The sequence below is a fragment of the Neptunomonas sp. genome (assembly GCF_041601355.1).
Lineage (GTDB): Bacteria > Pseudomonadota > Gammaproteobacteria > Pseudomonadales > Balneatricaceae > Neptunomonas.
The window spans coordinates 1-18,977 of record NZ_JBFIIH010000037.1; the positions used below are offsets into that span (position 1 = coordinate 1).

Sequence of the window (18,977 nt, forward strand, 5' to 3'; positions counted from 1 at the left end):
ATGGCCATCACCTTGTCATTAGCCGCGACCGGATCAATCAACATTACTGATGCGGCCGCGCTTGTCATAGGCGCCAATCTGGGTACAACCAGCACCGCAATGCTCGCCGTTATCGGGGCCACGCCTAATGCCAAAAGGATTGCCGCAGCGCATGTTATTTTCAATCTGATTACAGGTGCAGTCGGGTTTCTTCTCTTGATATTATTCACTTCAGAGGTCAATCACCTGAGTGAAGGTCCCCTGACTACCGTGACGCTACTCGCTTTATTCCATACGTTATTCAACTTATTAGGCGTCTGCATTATGTGGCCATTAACCGATTTTATGGTTAGCCAGCTAATGAAGCGCTTTCTTTCTCAGGAAGAGAATATCGGCAAGCCACAATATCTGGATAAAAACATTCTCGCCACACCCTACCTTGCCGTAGAAGCCTTAAGCATGGAGCTGGGAAGAGTCAGCCGACTCTGTAACTCAATGGCACTAGCCGCTGTCAGCGAGGAGGGCCCCAACCCACCACAACTCGAAAAAGACCTGGTCAGCGTTATGGCTTTGGTAGCGGCTGTTGGACAGTTCAACCAACAAATAGCACAGCAAAACCTTAATCCTGATATCACCGATATATTACCCTCTTCATTGCGCGTAGCCCGCTATCTGAATGAGGTCGCACGCTTATCAACTCGCCTGGTTGATTATCACGAGTCACTGGAAAATATTTCTGATACCGGTATTAAGCAAAATGTCTTTCACTTTAAAAAAGATATCAGCGAACTACTCCATGAATGCCGTATTGAAAAAGAGAGTGACTCAGACAGTGAACCGGCGAGAAAGATATTACGCAAACTCGAACATAATTATCAGTCACTGAAGTCCGATATACTGAATGCCGCCACTTCGGGCCGGCTCGACGCCGCCGAGAGCGTCACCTTACTGGATGCTATCAGCCATTTACGCCGCCTGGCAGAACAGGCCGAAAAATCCTCTTCCTACTGGAGCAGCATGCTTCCTATTCGTGCACGTGGAGCTTCTGCTGCAATCAAGACAAAAACACAGGTATAATTTATTGCCTGCTGCCCTTTATTTCATACTACCCCTTATTTAATGCTAGTTGCCTTATGGAAAACAGATGATCACTGACCCGTGGTTTTACGTTGTCGCTGTACCCGCAGTGCTTATTACCGCTATATCCAAAGGAGGGTTTGGCGGAGGTCTGGGACTGCTCGGCGTTCCTATTATGGCGCTGGTCATAGCGCCTCAGCAGGCGGCAGCGATCCTGCTGCCGATCCTATGCCTGATGGATCTTGTCGGTTTATGGAAGTTTCGTGGCAAAAGCCATCTGCATAGCCTGCAATCGCTCCTTCCCGCGGCTTGCGTTGGCATCATCATTGGCGCACTGACATTCAAGTTTTTCAGCGCTGATCATATTCGTATCATTGTCGGCTTGATTGCCGTTATATTTTCACTCAACTTCTGGCTCCAACCCAGCGACCGGGCCCCGAAAAAACCAAGCCGCCTGCGTGGCAGTTTCTGGGGAACTATTGCCGGGTTTACCAGCTTTGGCGTGCATGCCGGGGGCGCTCCCCTGAACGCTTACCTGCTGCCGCTGAAACTGGTTAAATCTGAGTACGTAGGCACCAGTATAATTTTCTTCAGCGCCATCAATTTTATAAAACTCATCCCTTACACTTTATTAGGGCAGTTTACTTTCGAAACGCTGACAACGGCAGCAACGCTGGCAATCCTCGCGCCCATTGGCGTTTTAACCGGCGTGCGTCTTCATCATAAAATAAGCGACAAATGGTTTTATCAATTATGTTATTCATTCCTGTTTGTCATGGGAGTTAAACTCTTATTTGATGCCCTTTATTAAAAAAGTCACGTTAATCGCTCTTAAAAAAAAGCTACGTTAATCGCTCTTAAAAAACGGTAAAACAACCCTATGAACTTCGAACCTATCGGACTTATTCATTCAGGCTTTAAAGAAAAGTTCGGTATTCCCAGACAGCCAGGACTGGCAAAATCGATGCAGGCAACGATTGAATTATTGCCCGAGTTTTCCTCAGAAGAGATCGTAAGAGGGCTGGAAGGCTGCACGCATATCTGGCTAATCTTTGTCTTTAGTGCTTGTGTTGATCAAGGCTGGAAGCCGACCGTCAGGCCACCCAGACTCGGAGGCAATCAACGCGTAGGCGTACTGGCTACCCGCTCGCCTTTCAGACCCAACCCTATCGGGCTTTCGGCGGTAAAACTGGATGAGGTACGCTGCACACATGGAGCGGTACAACTGATCGTCAGTGGAGCCGACCTGCTGGACCAGACACCTATACTTGATATTAAGCCTTATTTACCCTATTCAGACCGCATAGCAGAGGCACAGTTTTCATTGGCAGAAAGCTATAAAGAGCTGGAAATTCCGGTCATTTTCAGCGAACAGGCAAGTGAACAGTGTAAGCAGATTGAGCATACTAGCGCGCTCCCGATTATCGAACAGGTTACTGAAATACTCCGCTGCGACCCCCGCCCGGCCTACCAACGCTCGGCAGAACGTGAATATGGCATCAAACTACATGCGTATAATATTCGCTGGTCTATCACTGATAATGAAGCCATTTTCGTTCACAGCGTGGAATAAATACGCTCTCATGCTTACATCTATCTCCGTTAATAATTCAAAATAACGTGGCTAAACAATATAAAAAATATTATTATATTAGAACAATCTAAATTAACATCCGGAAAGCATATGTCTGATATATCCACATCAAACAAGACAGCCGACTCTCGCCTGCAACACTTTCCTGTGGCTTTTTTTGCCATGGTGATGGGTACACTGGGCCTAACACTCGCCTGGCAAAAATCATCCCATGTGTTGGCGCTACCGCCTATCGTTTCTCATGTACTGCTGATCGCATCGGCTATAATATTTGCCATCATCGTCATCGTTTACTTGCTAAAAACCGTTCGCCATGCGCCCGCCGTGGTTGCCGAATTCAACCATCCGATTAAGATGAGTTTCTTTCCGGCTTTTTCCATTGGCATTATTCTGATGAGTATCGCCACGTTGGAAGTTTCGACTGAACTATCCCGCTTTCTCTGGGTTCTTGGCAGCACACTGCAATTAGTATTCACTCTGAATGTACTTACCCGCTGGATTCACCATCAGGGATTCCAGATGGCCCACATCACCCCTGCATGGTTTATTCCGGTTGTCGGTAATATCCTGGTGCCGGTTTCCGGTGTTGAACATGGCTTTTATGAAATTTCCTGGTTTTTCTTCAGCATTGGCATTATCTACTGGATCATCCTAAAAACACTGATTTTTAACCGTATTATTTTTCATGAACCACTGCCAGAAAAACTACTACCCACCTTATTTATTTTAATTGCGCCACCTGCCGTTGGTTTTATCGCTTATATGAAACTCAACCATGATGTTTTGGACAGTTTCGGGCGTATTCTGTACTACACCGCCGCTTTTCTTGTGATCTTGCTGATGACACAGTTCAGCCGCTTTTTTCGTATTCGATTTTTCATATCATGGTGGGCCTACTCATTCCCGCTTGCCGCCTTCACTATTGCCACGCAGATTATGCTTGAACGAACAGGCGCTCCCGGGTTTGCATCAATCAGTTACCTGATGCTTGGAATTGTCTCACTGGTGGTAGCCCTGTTGCTCTATCAAACGGCTAAGGCAATTTTCAGCGGTAATCTGTTTTTACCAGACTAGACAGCCTCAGACTCAAACAAACCTTAGCGAGCCTTCCCATGGCTTGCACTCCTCTGTATATCGGGCTCTAATAGAGCCCGATTTTCTACAGCAGAGAGCATCAGGATGACAATCATCAGCGCCGAACAGATCCGCTACGATCGCGATCATATCTGGCACCCTTACTCATCAATGATCAATCCACCGCCGGTATACCCTATCGTGTCAGCGCAGGGCGTATATCTGACCATGTCCGGCGGGCAGGAGCTCATTGATGGCATGGCCTCCTGGTGGTCGACTATCCATGGTTACAATCATCCGGCATTAAATGCGACCGCGCATGCTCAGATCGACAAGATGTCGCATGTGATGTTCGGTGGGATAACCCACGAACCCGCGATTGAGCTGGCGCGAAAACTGGTCGACCTGACCCCGGCAACACTGGATAAAGTGTTTATTGCTGATTCAGGCTCGGTCGCCGTTGAAGTGGCCATCAAAATGGCCATTCAATACTGGCACGCCTTGGATAAACCAGAAAAACACAAGCTGGTAACCATCAGAAACGGTTACCACGGCGATACCTTTGGTGCCATGTCGGTATGTGATCCTATCAATGGCATGCATGAAATTTTTACGGCTGTTTTACCCAAACATCATTTTGCGGACAGACCTGAAATCGGTTTTCACCAGGCATGGGAAAGCTCGGATATTGCATCACTGAAAAGCATTATCGAACAACACCACCAGGAACTGGCCGCACTGATACTTGAACCGATCGTTCAGGGTGCCGGCGGTATGCGCTTTTACTCACCGCATTACTTAAAAGCCGCACGCGCGTTATGCGATGAATACGACCTGCTACTGATAGCTGACGAAATAGCCACCGGCTTTGCCAGAACAGGCGAGATGTTCGCCTGTCAGCATGCCGGTATCATCCCTGACATTATCTGTCTTGGCAAAGCGATAACCGGCGGCTATATGTCTTTAGCCGCCACATTAACCAGCACAAAGATTGCTGAAAGCATTTCAGCCGGAGGCGCCGGCTGTTTCATGCACGGCCCTACCTTTATGGGTAATCCTCTGGCCTGCGCTATCGCTAATACCAGTTTGCAGCTACTCAACGATTCGCAGTGGAAGCCGAATATGCAGCGCATAGAGGCGGCGCTACAGTCTGGTTTACAGCCTGCAGCTGCATTTAAAGGGGTTGCAGAAGTACGCTGCCTCGGTGGGATCGGCGTTATCGAATTGGAACAAGCCGTGGACTCAGCGCGTATTCAGAAAATGTTTGTAGAAGCCGGTATCTGGGTGCGTCCGTTTGGTAAGCTCGTCTATATCATGCCTCCCTATATCATGGATAACGAAACACTGGATCGCCTGACGTCCGGCATGATTCAGGTACTGCATCGCTACTTAAAACCCTGAGACCTTAAATCGGCATAACCGCACGACTGTTAGTCTGAAGGTTTGGTCGCAACGCCTTCCAGCACAGTTCCGACCAGTGCCGGAAGGGCGGCATGCCGATAGGTTTCCAGGCCTTCAACATTAAACCCTGCCTGCTGCATTAACTGCAATGAATCACGCTGTAGCTGACAACCACAAGCCATTGGTTTCCAAAGTGGATTCAGCATCTGCTGAAAAGCATGCGTGACGGCATTTTGACTTTTGACATGCTCAAATACCACCAGATTACCGCCGGGCTTTAAAACCCGGTAAATTTCTGACAAGGCGCGCTGCGGATCAGAAACAGAACACAATACCAAACAACACAGCACTGCATCCACGCTGGATGAGGCCAACGGTAAGTTGTGGCCATCACCCTGTACCAAATACAATCGGCCCGCCTGCTTTGCTTCTAATGCAGAACGTTGCCGGGCAGCCATACGAAGCAATGCAGCTTCGGGCTCCAACGCCACCAGCATAGTGATATTCTCGGAATAGAAAGAGAAATTAGCACCGGTACCTGCGCCCAACTCAAGTACATCACCACAAAGATAGGGAAGGATGCGTTGACGGTCCGCATCAAGCTGACTTGAAACTTTATTCAGTAAATAAGGAAAAATATGCTGCCGATAAAGGTTCATCCGGCCTCCCCCTCTGATAAGATGTTAAGCATTGCTATTAACTAAATAGGGACTTGTATGGCACGCATTAAAATTGACATGCCGGATAATTATACCTTTACAACTGAGCTTCCTGTCAGGATTAGTGACATCAATTATGGCGGACATTTAGGTAACGATGCTGTCCTGTCGATGATTCATGAAGCCAGAATCCGTTTTTTCAATTATTACCACTACACGGAACTGGATGTCGAAGGAGCCGGTATCATTATGACAGATTCTGCTATTGTCTACCGTGCTGAGGGGTTTCATGGAGATCAGATCCAGATCGATGTTGCGGTAGGCGATTTCAACAAATACGGCTGCGATATCTATTACATGCTATCGAACAAAAAAACAGCAGAAGAGATTGCTCACGCCAAAACGGGTATTGTATTTTTTGATTATAAATCCCGTAAAGTGATCCCCGTCCCTGAGGGCTTCAGTGCCTGCATGGAAAAAGACACTAAGCGATAATAACCAGAATAATCAGGGCAAGATTATTAATGACAGTGCGAATGCTGAATTACTGTCATTAATAGAGTGTCCTGATTTAACGGATATAGCAGATCGTTTAAACCTGCCTGAATGACGCAACTTACTTATCAAAATCGGCATAACTTATTCATCAAAACCGTCGTAGCTTATTCCTCAAAACCGGCGTAGCTTATTCCTCAAAATCGGCGTAGCTTCCTCGCGCCAGATTTTCAAAGCGCGTGTACTTGCCAATAAAGGCCAGCTTCATTGAACCAATAGGGCCGTTTCGCTGCTTACCGATAATAATCTCAGCAATACCTTTATCAGCAGAGTCTTCGTTGTAAACCTCATCACGATAGATAAACATGATAACGTCGGCGTCCTGCTCAATCGCTCCGGATTCACGTAAGTCAGAGTTAACCGGGCGCTTATTCGGCCGATTTTCCAAACTACGGTTCAACTGAGAGAGCGCAATGACCGGGCACTTCATCTCTTTAGCCAAGGCTTTTAAAGAGCGTGATATTTCTGAAATCTCTTCGGTTCGACTTGAGGCTTTACCGGTTTTTATCTGCATTAACTGCAGGTAATCGACCATGATCATTCCCAGCTCACCATGCTCACGCACAATACGCCGCGCCCGGGTGCGCATCTCATTCGGACTAATACCCGACGTATCATCAATAAAAAGCGGTTTATCGCGCAGCATATTAACGGCTGTTGTTAGCTTCGGCCAATCCTCCTCATCCAGCTGCCCGGAACGCACTTTGGTTTGATCAATACGGCCAATAGATGAAAGCATACGTGAAATCAACTGATCTGCCGGCATCTCCAGACTGAAAACCAATACCGGCTTTTCTTCAGCCATCAAGGCATTTTCTACAAGATTCATCGCGAAAGTGGTTTTACCCATGGAGGGGCGCGCGGCGACAATGATCAGATCAGACGGTTGCATACCCGCCGTTCTATCATCCAGATCATCAAAACCTGTGGTCACACCGGTGAGCTGGTCGCTGTTGTTAAACAAAAAATCGATACGATCAACAGCACGTTTTAAGAGAGGGTTAACCGGCTCAGGCCCGCCCTGATTCGGCCGACTTTCAGCAATCTGAAAAATTCTCTGTTCCGCGTCGTTAAGAATCTCTTCTGAACCACGCCCTTCCGGACTAAATGCGTTTTCAGCAATTTCATGCGCAACGCTAATCATCTGCCGCAGCAGCGCCCTATCCCGCACAATCTCGGCATAGGCTTTAATATTTGATGCACTGGGAGTATTACGTGCGAGCTTTACCAGATAATCAAGCCCACCGGCTTTATCCAGATCACCGGTACGATCCAACTCTTCAGACAGAGTGACCACATCGACAGGTTGCTGGTTGTTGACCAACTTCTGCATGACCCGATATATCAGGCGGTGATCATGGCGATAAAAGTGTTCTTCAGTAACGACCTCGGATGCCGTATCCCAGGCGTTATTGTCCAGCATAAGACCACCGAGTACAGATTGCTCAGCTTCTATGGAGTGAGGAGCTACTTTAACATTCGCTACCTCTTCATCATGTAAGTCAGCAAATTCCATCGATATTCTTACCCCTTAAAATAAAAAAACACCGCGTAGTATTCTACGCAGTGCTTTTCATGACTTGAATGTTTTTCTACGAATTAATTCGCAGCAACAACACTCACAGTAGCGGTAGCGTTAACTTCCGGATGCAAGTGCAGAACGACTTCAAATTCACCAACATGACGCAAAGCGCCTTCTGGTAAACGAACTTCGCTCTTATCAACTGCCTGACCAGCAGCTGTTAGTGCATCAGCAATATCGCGAGTACCGATAGAACCAAACAACTTACCTTCGTCACCTGCTTTTGAGGCAATAGTCACAGCAAAGCCAGACAAAGCTTCAGCGCGTACGTTAGCAGCACCTAGTTTTTCAGCTGCTATTTTTTCAAGACCAGCACGACGTTCTTCAAATTTTGCAACATTATCAGCTGTTGCAGGCACCGCTTTACCTTGTGGAAACAGGTAGTTACGGCCAAAACCAGATTTAACAGACACTTTATCGCCTAGTTCACCCAGCTTACCCATTTTTTCGAGCAGAATAACTTCCATCTCGTAAACCTCATTTGTTCTGCAGTTTTCTGGCTGCAGTACTAAATCTAAGCTGACTGACCACTTATCTATTGATTAAGTATTCAGCCAGCCCCGTAATCACTTAAGCGCTATCTTTCTCATACAATAAGACAGAGAAATGATAACTATGACTTACTGATGGCTATCAGAGTAAGGCAGTAGTGCAAGAAAACGAGCACGCTTGATAGCAGTAGCCAGCTGACGCTGGTAACGAGCTTTAGTACCAGTGATACGGCTTGGTACGATTTTGCCAGTTTCACTAACATAGCCTTTCAGGATTTCAAGATCTTTATAATCGATCTCTTTAACACCTTCAGCGGTAAAACGACAAAATTTGCGACGACGAAAAAAACGAGCCATCTTAATATCTCCTAATTCTTAAATTATTCAGCAGCAGGTGCTTCTGCAGCAGCTGTTTCAGCAACAGGTGCAGCTGCTTCAGCAACAGGGGCAGCAGGTTTTTCTTCCTGACGCGGCTCTTCAGTACGACGAGGCTTACGCTCTTCACGTGCTTCAGATGCTTTGATTGGAGATATCTCTGTGACCGCTTCTTTACGACGGATCATCATGTTACGCAACACTGCATCGTTGTAACGGAACATGTTTTCCAGTTCATCCAGAGTTTCCTGGTTGCACTCGATGTTCATCAAAATGTAGTGTGCTTTGTGAGCATTGTTGATTGGGTAAGCCAGTTGACGACGACCCCAATCTTCCATGCGATGGATTTTACCGTCAGCACCTTCGATAACGCCGGTGTAACGCTCAACCATTGCTGGAACCTGTTCGCTCTGGTTCGGATGAACCATGAATACGATTTCGTAATGACGCATTGTAGCTCCTTACGGTTTGAAGCCCTCGGACATATAGCCATTTAAAGAATTTTAAATGCTGCCGAAAGCAAGGAGGTTAAAGTATTTACTCAAAGAGCGCGAAATTATACGTATTACCAGCCACATATGCAATACAGACAAATCCTTTTCAACAGTAAAACAGGCTTGTGCTATATTAAACGGAGTACGGATAATTAAACCCTGTTTTATGGAGCGCGCTATGATCCGCTTACGATCCCTGCTGATAACAGTGACACTGCTAACACTATCCTCTGCGGCCGGTGCAGACTATGTGTATAAGTGCCAGAGCGCTGAAGGCAGAAAAGTTTTTAGCGGTTTCCCTTGTGGTCCGAATGCCGTCAAAGAGGAATACAGAAACCTCGCACCCGCCAGAAAGGTAAAAGAGAACCTTCCACCCCGCCAGGGAGCGCTACTCAACAAAACGCGGGGCGATAATAAAATGAATCCTTCTAGTGAGACTGAAACCCGCCAGAAAGACTGAGTACGCCTTTGTACATACCACCGCTTAATGGTTAACGATCGTGCTCAGCTTCGATTTGCAACGCTTTTTGAAATGATTTATGAGTCATTAACTGTTGATAATACTTAGCAATATTAGGATATTTATCAAACTCACCATTTTGGCCGACGAGCTCTGCAATAAATGACATCATAATATCCGCACCACTAAGAGTGTTACCGACTAAATATGACTTACCATCAAGACGGTCATTAACATAGCCTATCACTTTAGCCGCTTCAGCATCGGCATATCCAGATATAAAATTGGTAGGTGCGCCTTCCATTTTCACAAAGATCTTCAGCAATAATGGCAGCGCAGCTGAACTTTCAGCAAAATGCATCCATTGCTGATAGTCAATATAATCAGCGCTGCCTTTTGCTGGCATTAATCGATCCGCTGCATACGTTTGGATCAAGTAATCGGTAATGGCACCTGACTCGGCAATGGTAAAGTCCGCAGTTTCTAAAACCGGTGACTTACCTAACGGGTGCACTTTTTTAAGCGATTCTGGCGCTAAAAAAGTAGTCGCATCACGTTGATAGGTCACTAGTTCATAGTCAACAGCCAACTCTTCAAGTAGCCAAACAATGCGCTTTGAGCGAGATTTATTTAAGTGATGCAAAGTAATCATTACGCTTCGCCCACTTCAACAATTTCATAGCTGTGACTAATCTCAACACCGCCTCGCTCCAGCATCAATGACGCTGAGCAATACTGCTCTGCTGATAATTTGACCGCGCGCTCTACCTGCTTTTCTTTAAGGCCACGTCCACTGACGATAAACTTAACATGAATTTTGGTAAAGACAGCCGGTACCGCGTCAGCTCTCTGTGCAGAAATTTCGGCTACACAATCAACCACGTCCTGCCGGGTTTTTTTTAAGATGCCTACAACATCATAACTGGTGCAACCACCCAACCCCAGCAACATCAACTCCATCGGGCGCGGCCCTGCCACCAGCTCGCCATCCAATGTGATATCAAAACCGGAGCCGGTTGTACCTTTAAACCGAACGTCACCATCCCACTTTACTGTTGCATTCATTGTCACAGAACTGCCCCTTAACTAAAAAGCTCTTTTAATTTCTCGCCCGGATCTTCGGCACGCATAAAGGTTTCGCCTACTAAAAAGCTAAACACTTTATGATCGCGCATCGCTTTTACATCGGCGCGTGTATGAATACCACTTTCGGTAACCACTATACGGTTATCAGGTATTTCCCGAAGCAATTCAAATGTATTATCCAAACTCACTTCAAAGGTGTGTAAATTTCGGTTATTAATGCCCAGCAAGCGATTATCCAAGCGCAAAGCACGTTCCAGTTCATCGCCACCATGTACTTCAACCAGCACATCCATGCCTAACTTATGAGCTATACGGTTCAGCTCCTGCATCTGCGCATCTTCTAATGCCGATACAATCAACAGAATACAATCAGCGCCAATAGAGCGCGCTTCAAATACCTGATAGGGATCAACAATAAAGTCTTTACGAATAACCGGCAAAGAACACGCGGCGCGCGCTGCCTTAAGATAGTCTTCATGGCCCTGAAAAAAGTCAGCATCGGTCAATACCGACAGGCAGCTAGCCCCTCCACGCTGATAGGATTTAGCGATATCAGCAGGAATAAACGGATCACGCAGCAACCCTTTTGAGGGACTCGCTTTTTTAATTTCCGCAATAACGGCTGATAAACCACCCGCGATGGAGTGAGCCATTACATTGGTAAAGCCTCTCGGCTTCATATCTTCATCGCGCGCCAGAACTTTAATCTGCTTTTCCAGATCAGCCAAGGTGACACTGCCAGAGCGCTCTTCTACTTCTTCATATTTACGTTGTAGAATTTTCTTTAATATCGTGGGCGTATCAGACATAAATTTACTCTTTCAATCCTTGGCTGAAGGTTACTAACTCAGCCATTTTATGTGCAGCAGAGCCGTTCAGCATTACTGCTTTAGCCAAGGCCACACCTTCTGTCATGCTGGCCACCTGATCTGCCGCATACAGGGCAGCACCGGCATTCAGGGCAATCATATCAATAGCTTGAGCATTTTCACCTGAAAATGCCGCGTTGATTAACGCCAGACTTTCTACTGAACTAGCCACCTGCAACCCCGCTAAAGGCTGCCGCTGCAAGCCAACATCTTCCGGCACAATAGTATATTCCACTACTGCACCGTCTTTAAGCTCGGCCACATGGGTTTCACCGGCCAAACTGATCTCATCCAATCCTTCAGCAGCATGTACCACCAGCGCATGCTTAGCACCTAAAGCCTGTAAAGACTCAACCAATGGCCGACATAATGCTTTATCGAACACACCTAACAAGTAGTGCTTTACACCAGCGGGATTGGTTAGCGGGCCTAATACATTAAAAATGGTTCTCAATGACATCTCTTTGCGCGGACCTATAGCATATTTCATAGCACTGTGGTGCTGAGGCGCAAACATAAACCCGACACCTACACTATCAATGCAACGCGCTATCTGATCCGGCGTCAGCTGTAAATTCACCCCCGCAGCTTCTAACAAGTCAGCAGAACCCGAGCTGGATGACACAGAGCGATTACCGTGCTTAGCAACATGACCACCCGCAGCAGCGACAACAAATGAGCAGGCGGAGGAAACATTGAACAAATTGGCACTATCCCCCCCGGTCCCAACGATATCAACGGCATTCTCAGCCTGTATATTGACGGGTACAGCTAAGGAGCGCATCACACTGGCAGCAGCGGTTATCTCATCAACGGTTTCGCCCTTCATTCGCAAAGCAATCAGCAATCCCCCTATCTGCGCATCAGTCGCCTGCCCGGACATAATTTGCTGCATAACGGCCTGCATCTCTGCCATCGAAAGGTCTTTGCGATCAACGACAGCCGTCAATGCTTGCTTAATATCCATCCACTGCTCCTTCTCTTTTTCTTAGCGAGCTTAATTTTAACGGCGCAAAAAATTCGCCAATAACGCATGCCCCTGTTCTGTCAAAATAGCTTCAGGGTGAAATTGCACACCTTCTATATCATATTTTTTGTGCCGCAGGCCCATAATCTCATCAATTTCACCTGACACTGTTTTCGTCCATGCGGTGATCTCAATACAGTCTGGCAACGAACTTTGCTCAACAATAAGTGAATGATAACGCGTCACATCCAATGGATTGTTCAGCCCTGCAAACACACCTGCATCTTTATGAAAGATAAGTGAATTTTTTCCATGCATCACCTCTTTGGCACGCACAATCATACCACCAAATACCTGCCCTATACTCTGATGCCCAAGACAGATACCCAGAATAGGCAATTTTCCGGAAAAAAACTCAATCGCTGCCAGCGAAATCCCGGCTTCATTGGGAGAGCAAGGCCCGGGAGAGATCACCAAGTGACTGGGGTTAAGCGCTTCAATCTGCTCCAGAGTGATCTCGTTGTTACGAAAAACCTGAACATCAGCACCCAGCTCACTCAGATATTGCACAATATTAAATGTAAACGAATCGAAATTATCGATCATCACTAACATATAGATAGGTTCTTATTCATTGAGAAAATCGACTTCGAATTTATGCTGCTAAGGCCACAAAAACACTCGCGCTATATAATATTACAATCTGTTAGTTGAATCATAACATATCAGATTTTTTATCATTTCATTCAAATCTTATACATTGAATTTGTTATACTTATTATACTTTCATATAACATCATATAGTTTACAAAGACCTTATTACCTGCCACTTCAACGTAGAGAGCTTCATGAAAGAAAGTACACTTCCAATTCCCGGGCTCATGCTCATGCTCGCCGGCCTTACAGCTATGGCCCCCTTTGCCACTGATGCTTATTTACCTGCCGTCCCTTCGATGGCAACAGCACTAGATACATCTGTACATAACATAGAGCTATCGATCAGCCTGTTTTTAGGAGGCTTCAGCATTGGACAATTAATAGGCGGCCCCTTTTCTGACCACTATGGCCGACGCATTTCAATTTTCATAGGACTTATACTTTTTTGTAGCGCCTCGTTGGCGATTACTTTAACCCCTTCAGTCGAATGGCTTTGGCTATTTAGAATTCTTCAGGCGATAGGTGGAGGGATGACCGTTGTCAATCCGGCTGCCATTATCCGTGATATCAGCAGTGGTATTGAAAGCGCCCGTAATATGTCCCGCATGGCCCTGATTATGATGTTTGCGCCTTTAATGGCTCCCGTCATAGGCATGCTGATTTTAAAACTAGACGGCTGGCGTTCGATCTTTCTATTCTTATTTGCCTATGCTCTCATTATGCTGATTACTGTCTTTTTCAAACTACCCGAAACCCGTATTAAACAGGCGCAAAGGACACATTTCCTGAAACGCTACTGGATGGTATTAAAGCACAGACAAGCGCTCAGCTTTATTTTTTCGGCCGCGTTAACATTTGGTGGCATGTTTGCTTTTATCACAGGTTCTCCATCCGTATATATGGAGTACTTTGGGGCTTCCGAAGCACTGTTTCCTGTGCTCTTTGGCGCAAATATCATTTCAATGGTAGTAATGAACAGGCTTAACATGCGGCTTGTAAAGCGCTTTTCACCTCATACTTTACTCAACATTGGCCAAAGTATTCAGTTCGTAACAGGAGCATTGCTATTCGGCTACATCTGGCTAAGCAGTACTCCATTACTCATTCCAACCGTGTTGATGATAATGGTATTTGTCGGTATGCAAGGCCTGCTCACACCCAACTGCATGGCGAGTACCGTAGAGTTTTTCCCAACGAATAGCGCGACAGCTGTTGCCATACTCGGCGCGCTGGGATTTGCAACGGGTGCTCTAACCGGCTCACTTGTCGGGCTTTTTGGCGATGGCACCCCCTTGCCAATGGCAATGATAATGTTTAGCTGCGCGATTGCCGGCCCTATTATTCGATTTCTACTTTATCGAAAAAATCCTGAATTAATGACATCTTAAAAGAGCGCTGATGTGTGCCATAGCAGGCATTAATGCTGCCCCTCAATTGAGTTAACCTGCGCATAGACCTCACTGCTGCCATCCTTCTTCAACAACAAGACAGAGTAAGGCGTAAACCTATCGCCCATTTCCATACCGGGGCTTCCTGCGGGCATATCCGGCACACTCAGCCCAATGGCATTCTTCGGCTTTTCTGACAAAAACTGCGTGATATATTTCGCTGGCACATGCCCCTCAAAAACATATCCATCTGCAGACACCGCGGTATGACAAGAACGGTACATTGGCGCAATACCTCGCTGGCTTTTCTCTAACGACAGGTCAGCAGGATGGATAGTTTTCGCGGTAAACGCATGTTTTTCGACATGCTCAATCCAGCTTGCGCAACAACCACACGTCGGACTTTTATAAACATCCAGCTCGACACTCGCAGTTGCCAATTGATCTGCTGGCGCTATGTTGTCAGATAACTGATTCTGCTTAGTTTCACGTGTATCAGTTGTATGAGTTGTTTCTGTTGAATCTGAGCAAGCAACAAGCGAAACGGCGGCGAGAATAAGCAGAGCATGTGCAGGCTTGAAAAATAATGACATAACATTTCCCTTACAGAGTGGTGGCATAACAACATTGTCACAAAGTAACGACCGGCAAACCACTAAATATTAAGGAGGATTCCCCAATGAAATAACAGCCGCCGATAGCAGAACGATACATCAAACCAATGGGATATCGGGGAACGGTAGCGTGACATTTCACACTGAGTTAGCAGCGGTGTATTATTTGCTGAGAGTCACAACGACTGACAATGTGAACCATGTATAACCGCCGGAGCCTCTAACCGAACCGAGACACTACCCCGAAGCGCTAACAACTTTAACCCCGGAGCATCTGAATCAGCCCTAAACCCTTTGTTCATGAGCTCTTTAACTCTCTTACCCCGCTGCCTGGAACTCTTTGCTCCCAATACGACAACAATCAATCGATTACCTTTATTAATAGCCGAAGCAACCAGATTATATCCGGAACCACAGGTATAACCCGTTTTGAAACCGTCCGCGCCTGGATAAGAGTTCAGAAATCCATTATGTGATACAAATGTAGTTTCTTTGTATTCCACTGTCCGATTCGAAAAAAAATGGTAATATTCAGGAAAATCAAGCAGTAACCGGCGAGCAAGGATGGCTAAATCTCGCGCACTGCTTACTTGACCGGCATCAGGCAAACCTGTGGCATTTTTAAAAACAGAATCCTTCATGCCAAGCACACGCGCTTGTTTACTCATATTCTCTGCGAATTTTTTCTCAGAACCACTAATCGCTTCAGCTAAAACCACGGCAATATCATTTGAAGAAACAGTTGCCAATGCCTGAATGGCTTTGCGAACGGTTATTTTATCGCCTCTTCGGGCACCTAGCTTCATAGGCGGTTGTTGTGATGCTTTTGCAGACACCACAAGTACCGTATTCAACGATATCTGTTGTTTTTTCAAGCTTTGGAATGTCAGGTATAACGTCATTAATTTGGTTAAGGATGCCGGATACCAAGGCACATCCGCATCAACCTGATCGATAACAGCTCCCGACTGAGCCTCCACTACAATATACGGCATCGCCGCCTGAAGCCTGGCGCTAAAAAAAATACACATCAGGGCCATCAGGACGGAGCACTTAATAGCTTTCAATTCGACTCATCCTCTCGAATTAATCCAAGCCTGCACTGCAATATTCATACTTTAAAAAGCACTTTCTAAAGCGGGCTAATTTTTAAAAATCATACTTTTAAAAATCACACTTTTAAAACATGACCTGCAACGTCATCTCGCATGTCAGCATTTTCTTGCCCCAATGATTGCCCGATCCAACTTTTCGCTTTGATAACTTGCTGAGTAAAAGCCGCCGGGTTAACTAAATACAAAGCAATAACAATCGCAAGTAGCGCAGCCCCAAGAGAAACAACATATATTCCGAGGCGCCCTTCAGAGTCATGCACAGCGGTTGCTTTCCCTATTTCATCATAGTCTGCCACACCAACGAAGGATGCGTTCCGCGACGGGTATTCAGTGTCAATCGTCACCGGACTCTCAGAAGACGGAGACTCATAAACAGGGAGCTCAATAGAAGAATACTCAACAACTGGCTGGTAACCCGAATCATCTGAAAGGTCAGGCTCTGGCTGTTGTTCTGGTTCTGGTTCTGGTTCTGGCTTTGGCTTTGGCTTTGGTTCTGATGCTACTTCTGCAACCTTATCCTGCGCCTCATAGACATCCAGCGCCTCAAACTCTTTCCCCGGCGAAATCCCGACAGGTAACAACTGCTCACTTCTTAGCTCAGCAATCACTAACTCTGCAGCATTAACACCAATTTTATCCAGCTCTTCAAGGCTTCCATATAAAAACAAGCGACTACAAATCAGGTTAATTCTTCTGGGAATTCCCTGACTATATTTAAAAATGATCGGGTATACGGCTTCGCTGATAGCCGGATTATTTTTCCATCCCGCTATCTCTAGCCGATGCTTTATATACGCTTTAGTTTCGCTTTCCAACAAAGGCTTAAGAAAACAAGTGGCAACCAAACGCTGATGAACCTGCTCCATTTCAGGGCTGTGAATTAAATCTTTTAACCCCTCTTGTCCGAGTAAAAAAATTTGAATCAACGGTACACTGTTTAATTGCACATTCGTTAACAAGCGCAACTCTTCTAATGCCGACACGGTTAACCCCTGTGCCTCATCAATAATTAACAAGGCACGGCCACCGTTTCGATGATTTGAAATCAGCATTTCAGACATACGCTGTAGCAACACGGCTTTGTTGGATATTTCTTCTTTAATACCGAAGGAGTAGGCAACCATCCTTAATAGATCACTGGCGTCCATCTGCGTGGTTATCAACATGGCTATTTTTACGCTACTTGTTGATTCCAGACTGTGTACCAGATCATTAACCAGCGTCGTCTTTCCCGTACCAGGCTGGCCGGTAATCATCACAAAGCCTTCTGCCCGTTCAAAGGCATACTGCATATACGCGCGTGCGCGACTGAAACTCTGGTGCCCGTAACAAAATCGAAAATCTGAACTTAACCGAAACGGCTCTTCTGAAAGGTGGTAGTAAGTATCATACATCCGTATTATTCCATAACCTGAAAACATTTTTAGCGATATATCGCTGTATGTAATTTCTCTACCGTCTGATAAGAGATTCTAATTCAAACAAGAACCACTCTCCACTCTTGAGCCTCCCAGCCCTAACGGTTACTCTTTAGCATAGCACTATGTGAAATTGACGGCACTTAATAGACGAATCTGTTTATATAATAGCCAGGCATTTTGTAGAACAAAAGTAACCACTACTAATATATACAGCCTCATGGATTTGTGAAATCTGTATTGGAGGTCATGTGTACGAAGAACACTATGAACTGAGCGCTGATCCCTTTCGCCTTACACCGGATGCAAATCTGTGTTTTTTACATCCGGGTTTCCAAAAAGCCAAAACCTCTATGAATTACGCCTTACTCAGACAGGAGGGCTTCGTTTTAATCACCGGGCAACCCGGAACCGGAAAGTCTACACTGATATGCGACCTTACAGCTCACTTACCCAACAACATCACATTTATCCAAATAACATCCTCACAATTGATTCCTGAGGACCTGCTGCACCTGATTTGCCTGAACTTCGGCCTCACTCCGACGGCAGGACATATAGTTAAACTTCTGCACTCATTGCATCATTATCTATTGACCCAAGAGGAAGCAGGCAAACACACACTTCTGATTATAGATGAAGCGCAAAATCTTTCTGAAAAAGCCTTAGAGGAACTGCGGCTCCTGACCACTTTACAGACAGGAAATAAGCCACTGTTACAAATTTTTCTCATCGGCCAGGATAAACTCCGCTCCACCATTACCGCCCCCAACCAGATTCAGCTAAAACAGCGCATCACGGCCAGCTATCATTTGCAGCCATTGAATGAGAAGGAAACTCGCGAATACATCCTTTACCGGCTCACTCATTGCAATTGGAACAACAACCCCACGATCGATAGCAAAGTATTTTACTATATCTATCGCTTTAGTCATGGAATACCCCGCATCATAAATTTGATTTGTAGCAGATTATTTCTACACGGCTGGCTAACCAAACGACACAACCTTGTACTTAAGGACCTGCACACTATTATTCATGAGCTAATACAAGAACAACTTCTGCCGATACATAGGGTTGCTAGCAATGCACAAAAGCTATAAACAACAAAAAGGAATGAAA

At 45.9% G+C, this 18,977-nt stretch carries 21 protein-coding genes and 1 pseudogene; 9 read left to right on the forward strand and 13 right to left on the reverse strand.

The window, feature by feature from the left end; genetic code table 11:
- From ABY436_RS07995 to bioA, 5 genes and pseudogenes are all read left to right on the forward strand, one after another.
- Positions 1-1,056 (forward strand): annotated as a pseudogene (locus ABY436_RS07995) (Na/Pi cotransporter family protein); the annotation flags it as partial.
- 67 nt (positions 1,057-1,123) lie between these two features.
- Positions 1,124-1,867, forward strand: coding sequence for a sulfite exporter TauE/SafE family protein (locus tag ABY436_RS08000; RefSeq protein WP_372738455.1), 744 nt, complete (start codon positions 1,124-1,126; stop codon positions 1,865-1,867).
- Positions 1,868-1,936: 69 nt separating this feature from the next.
- Positions 1,937-2,629, forward strand: coding sequence for a tRNA (N6-threonylcarbamoyladenosine(37)-N6)-methyltransferase TrmO (gene tsaA, locus ABY436_RS08005; RefSeq protein ID WP_372738456.1), 693 nt, complete (start codon positions 1,937-1,939; stop codon positions 2,627-2,629).
- Positions 2,630-2,740: 111 nt separating this feature from the next.
- The gene (locus tag ABY436_RS08010) at positions 2,741-3,724 is read left to right on the forward strand and encodes an SLAC1 anion channel family protein (protein ID WP_372738457.1); all 984 of its coding nucleotides are present in this window, start codon (positions 2,741-2,743) and stop codon (positions 3,722-3,724) included.
- Positions 3,725-3,829: 105 nt separating this feature from the next.
- The gene (gene bioA / locus ABY436_RS08015) at positions 3,830-5,125 is read left to right on the forward strand and encodes an adenosylmethionine--8-amino-7-oxononanoate transaminase (RefSeq protein WP_372738458.1); all 1,296 of its coding nucleotides are present in this window, start codon (positions 3,830-3,832) and stop codon (positions 5,123-5,125) included.
- Positions 5,126-5,154: 29 nt separating this feature from the next.
- On the opposite strand, the gene ABY436_RS08020 is transcribed toward bioA, so the two are convergent.
- Complete coding sequence (locus ABY436_RS08020; protein ID WP_372738459.1) at positions 5,155-5,784, reverse strand: class I SAM-dependent methyltransferase; 630 nt, start codon at positions 5,782-5,784, stop codon at positions 5,155-5,157.
- Positions 5,785-5,841: 57 nt separating this feature from the next.
- On the opposite strand from ABY436_RS08020, the gene ABY436_RS08025 reads away from it, so the two are divergent.
- A complete protein-coding gene (locus tag ABY436_RS08025; protein WP_372738460.1) occupies positions 5,842-6,279 on the forward strand; it encodes an acyl-CoA thioesterase in 438 nt (145 codons plus the stop codon).
- A 190-nt stretch (positions 6,280-6,469) separates the two neighbouring features.
- Here ABY436_RS08025 and dnaB read toward each other — a convergent pair whose 3' ends face one another.
- The 4 genes from dnaB to rpsF all read right to left on the reverse strand — a co-directional run bounded on the left by dnaB (position 6,470) and on the right by rpsF (position 9,239).
- On the reverse strand, positions 6,470-7,855 hold the full coding sequence (gene dnaB / locus ABY436_RS08030) for a replicative DNA helicase (protein WP_372738461.1): 1,386 nt from the start codon (positions 7,853-7,855) through the stop codon (positions 6,470-6,472).
- An 83-nt stretch (positions 7,856-7,938) separates the two neighbouring features.
- A complete protein-coding gene (rplI, locus tag ABY436_RS08035; protein ID WP_090724348.1) occupies positions 7,939-8,388 on the reverse strand; it encodes a 50S ribosomal protein L9 in 450 nt (149 codons plus the stop codon).
- Positions 8,389-8,541: 153 nt separating this feature from the next.
- On the reverse strand, positions 8,542-8,769 hold the full coding sequence (gene rpsR, locus ABY436_RS08040) for a 30S ribosomal protein S18 (protein ID WP_090724353.1): 228 nt from the start codon (positions 8,767-8,769) through the stop codon (positions 8,542-8,544).
- 23 nt (positions 8,770-8,792) lie between these two features.
- Positions 8,793-9,239, reverse strand: coding sequence for a 30S ribosomal protein S6 (gene rpsF / locus ABY436_RS08045; RefSeq protein WP_372738462.1), 447 nt, complete (start codon positions 9,237-9,239; stop codon positions 8,793-8,795).
- Positions 9,240-9,459: 220 nt separating this feature from the next.
- On the opposite strand from rpsF, the gene ABY436_RS08050 reads away from it, so the two are divergent.
- Complete coding sequence (locus ABY436_RS08050; RefSeq protein ID WP_372738463.1) at positions 9,460-9,741, forward strand: DUF4124 domain-containing protein; 282 nt, start codon at positions 9,460-9,462, stop codon at positions 9,739-9,741.
- A gap of 31 nt (positions 9,742-9,772) precedes the next feature.
- On the opposite strand, the gene ABY436_RS08055 is transcribed toward ABY436_RS08050, so the two are convergent.
- From ABY436_RS08055 to ABY436_RS08075, 5 genes are read right to left on the reverse strand one after another with little or no spacing between them, the layout of a single operon-like run.
- The gene (locus ABY436_RS08055; RefSeq protein ID WP_372738464.1) at positions 9,773-10,393 is read right to left on the reverse strand and encodes a glutathione S-transferase family protein; all 621 of its coding nucleotides are present in this window, start codon (positions 10,391-10,393) and stop codon (positions 9,773-9,775) included.
- The gene (locus ABY436_RS08060; RefSeq protein WP_372738483.1) at positions 10,393-10,806 is read right to left on the reverse strand and encodes an OsmC family protein; all 414 of its coding nucleotides are present in this window, start codon (positions 10,804-10,806) and stop codon (positions 10,393-10,395) included. The genes ABY436_RS08055 and ABY436_RS08060 overlap by 1 nt, the downstream gene beginning before the upstream one ends.
- 17 nt (positions 10,807-10,823) lie before the next feature.
- Complete coding sequence (gene trpC, locus ABY436_RS08065; RefSeq protein ID WP_372738465.1) at positions 10,824-11,636, reverse strand: indole-3-glycerol phosphate synthase TrpC; 813 nt, start codon at positions 11,634-11,636, stop codon at positions 10,824-10,826.
- Between the two features lie 4 nt (positions 11,637-11,640).
- Complete coding sequence (gene trpD, locus ABY436_RS08070; protein ID WP_372738466.1) at positions 11,641-12,663, reverse strand: anthranilate phosphoribosyltransferase; 1,023 nt, start codon at positions 12,661-12,663, stop codon at positions 11,641-11,643.
- 36 nt (positions 12,664-12,699) lie between these two features.
- A complete protein-coding gene (locus tag ABY436_RS08075) occupies positions 12,700-13,278 on the reverse strand; it encodes an aminodeoxychorismate/anthranilate synthase component II (RefSeq protein WP_372738467.1) in 579 nt (192 codons plus the stop codon).
- Between the two features lie 233 nt (positions 13,279-13,511).
- Between ABY436_RS08075 and ABY436_RS08080 the strand changes: the two genes are divergently transcribed.
- Positions 13,512-14,708: a multidrug effflux MFS transporter gene (locus tag ABY436_RS08080; RefSeq protein ID WP_372738468.1), complete on the forward strand. Its 1,197-nt coding sequence runs from the start codon at positions 13,512-13,514 to the stop codon at positions 14,706-14,708.
- Between the two features lie 29 nt (positions 14,709-14,737).
- Here the strand turns inward: ABY436_RS08080 and ABY436_RS08085 are convergent, their stop codons facing one another.
- From ABY436_RS08085 to ABY436_RS08095, 3 genes are all read right to left on the reverse strand, one after another.
- Complete coding sequence (locus ABY436_RS08085; RefSeq protein ID WP_372738469.1) at positions 14,738-15,301, reverse strand: DUF411 domain-containing protein; 564 nt, start codon at positions 15,299-15,301, stop codon at positions 14,738-14,740.
- Between the two features lie 197 nt (positions 15,302-15,498).
- Positions 15,499-16,389, reverse strand: coding sequence for a D-alanyl-D-alanine carboxypeptidase family protein (locus ABY436_RS08090; protein ID WP_372738470.1), 891 nt, complete (start codon positions 16,387-16,389; stop codon positions 15,499-15,501).
- 104 nt (positions 16,390-16,493) lie between these two features.
- Positions 16,494-17,831, reverse strand: a complete 1,338-nt coding sequence (locus ABY436_RS08095) for an ExeA family protein (protein WP_372738471.1) — start codon at positions 17,829-17,831, stop codon at positions 16,494-16,496.
- A 275-nt stretch (positions 17,832-18,106) separates the two neighbouring features.
- Here ABY436_RS08095 and ABY436_RS08100 point away from each other — a divergent pair, with 275 nt between their 5' ends.
- Complete coding sequence (locus ABY436_RS08100) at positions 18,107-18,958, forward strand: ExeA family protein (protein WP_372738472.1); 852 nt, start codon at positions 18,107-18,109, stop codon at positions 18,956-18,958.
- Positions 18,959-18,977: the final 19 nt, after the last annotated feature.

Excerpts from the sequence above, each read along its gene's own strand:
- ABY436_RS08060 (WP_372738483.1), bottom strand. The coding sequence starts at position 10,806 with ATGAATGCAACAGTAAAGTGGGATGGTGACGTTCGGTTTAAAGGTACA.
- tsaA (WP_372738456.1), top strand. The coding sequence starts at position 1,937 with ATGAACTTCGAACCTATCGGACTTATTCATTCAGGCTTTAAAGAAAAG.
- rplI (WP_090724348.1), bottom strand. The coding sequence starts at position 8,388 with ATGGAAGTTATTCTGCTCGAAAAAATGGGTAAGCTGGGTGAACTAGGC.
- trpD (WP_372738466.1), bottom strand. The coding sequence starts at position 12,663 with ATGGATATTAAGCAAGCATTGACGGCTGTCGTTGATCGCAAAGACCTT.
- trpC (WP_372738465.1), bottom strand. The coding sequence starts at position 11,636 with ATGTCTGATACGCCCACGATATTAAAGAAAATTCTACAACGTAAATAT.
- dnaB (WP_372738461.1), bottom strand. The coding sequence starts at position 7,855 with ATGGAATTTGCTGACTTACATGATGAAGAGGTAGCGAATGTTAAAGTA.
- ABY436_RS08050 (WP_372738463.1), top strand. The coding sequence starts at position 9,460 with ATGATCCGCTTACGATCCCTGCTGATAACAGTGACACTGCTAACACTA.
- bioA (WP_372738458.1), top strand. The coding sequence starts at position 3,830 with ATGACAATCATCAGCGCCGAACAGATCCGCTACGATCGCGATCATATC.
- ABY436_RS08085 (WP_372738469.1), bottom strand. The coding sequence starts at position 15,301 with ATGTCATTATTTTTCAAGCCTGCACATGCTCTGCTTATTCTCGCCGCC.
- ABY436_RS08025 (WP_372738460.1), top strand. The coding sequence starts at position 5,842 with ATGGCACGCATTAAAATTGACATGCCGGATAATTATACCTTTACAACT.
- ABY436_RS08020 (WP_372738459.1), bottom strand. The coding sequence starts at position 5,784 with ATGAACCTTTATCGGCAGCATATTTTTCCTTATTTACTGAATAAAGTT.
- ABY436_RS08000 (WP_372738455.1), top strand. The coding sequence starts at position 1,124 with ATGATCACTGACCCGTGGTTTTACGTTGTCGCTGTACCCGCAGTGCTT.
- ABY436_RS08095 (WP_372738471.1), bottom strand. The coding sequence starts at position 17,831 with ATGTATGATACTTACTACCACCTTTCAGAAGAGCCGTTTCGGTTAAGT.
- rpsF (WP_372738462.1), bottom strand. The coding sequence starts at position 9,239 with ATGCGTCATTACGAAATCGTATTCATGGTTCATCCGAACCAGAGCGAA.
- ABY436_RS08010 (WP_372738457.1), top strand. The coding sequence starts at position 2,741 with ATGTCTGATATATCCACATCAAACAAGACAGCCGACTCTCGCCTGCAA.
- ABY436_RS08080 (WP_372738468.1), top strand. The coding sequence starts at position 13,512 with ATGAAAGAAAGTACACTTCCAATTCCCGGGCTCATGCTCATGCTCGCC.
- ABY436_RS08055 (WP_372738464.1), bottom strand. The coding sequence starts at position 10,393 with ATGATTACTTTGCATCACTTAAATAAATCTCGCTCAAAGCGCATTGTT.
- rpsR (WP_090724353.1), bottom strand. The coding sequence starts at position 8,769 with ATGGCTCGTTTTTTTCGTCGTCGCAAATTTTGTCGTTTTACCGCTGAA.
- ABY436_RS08075 (WP_372738467.1), bottom strand. The coding sequence starts at position 13,278 with ATGTTAGTGATGATCGATAATTTCGATTCGTTTACATTTAATATTGTG.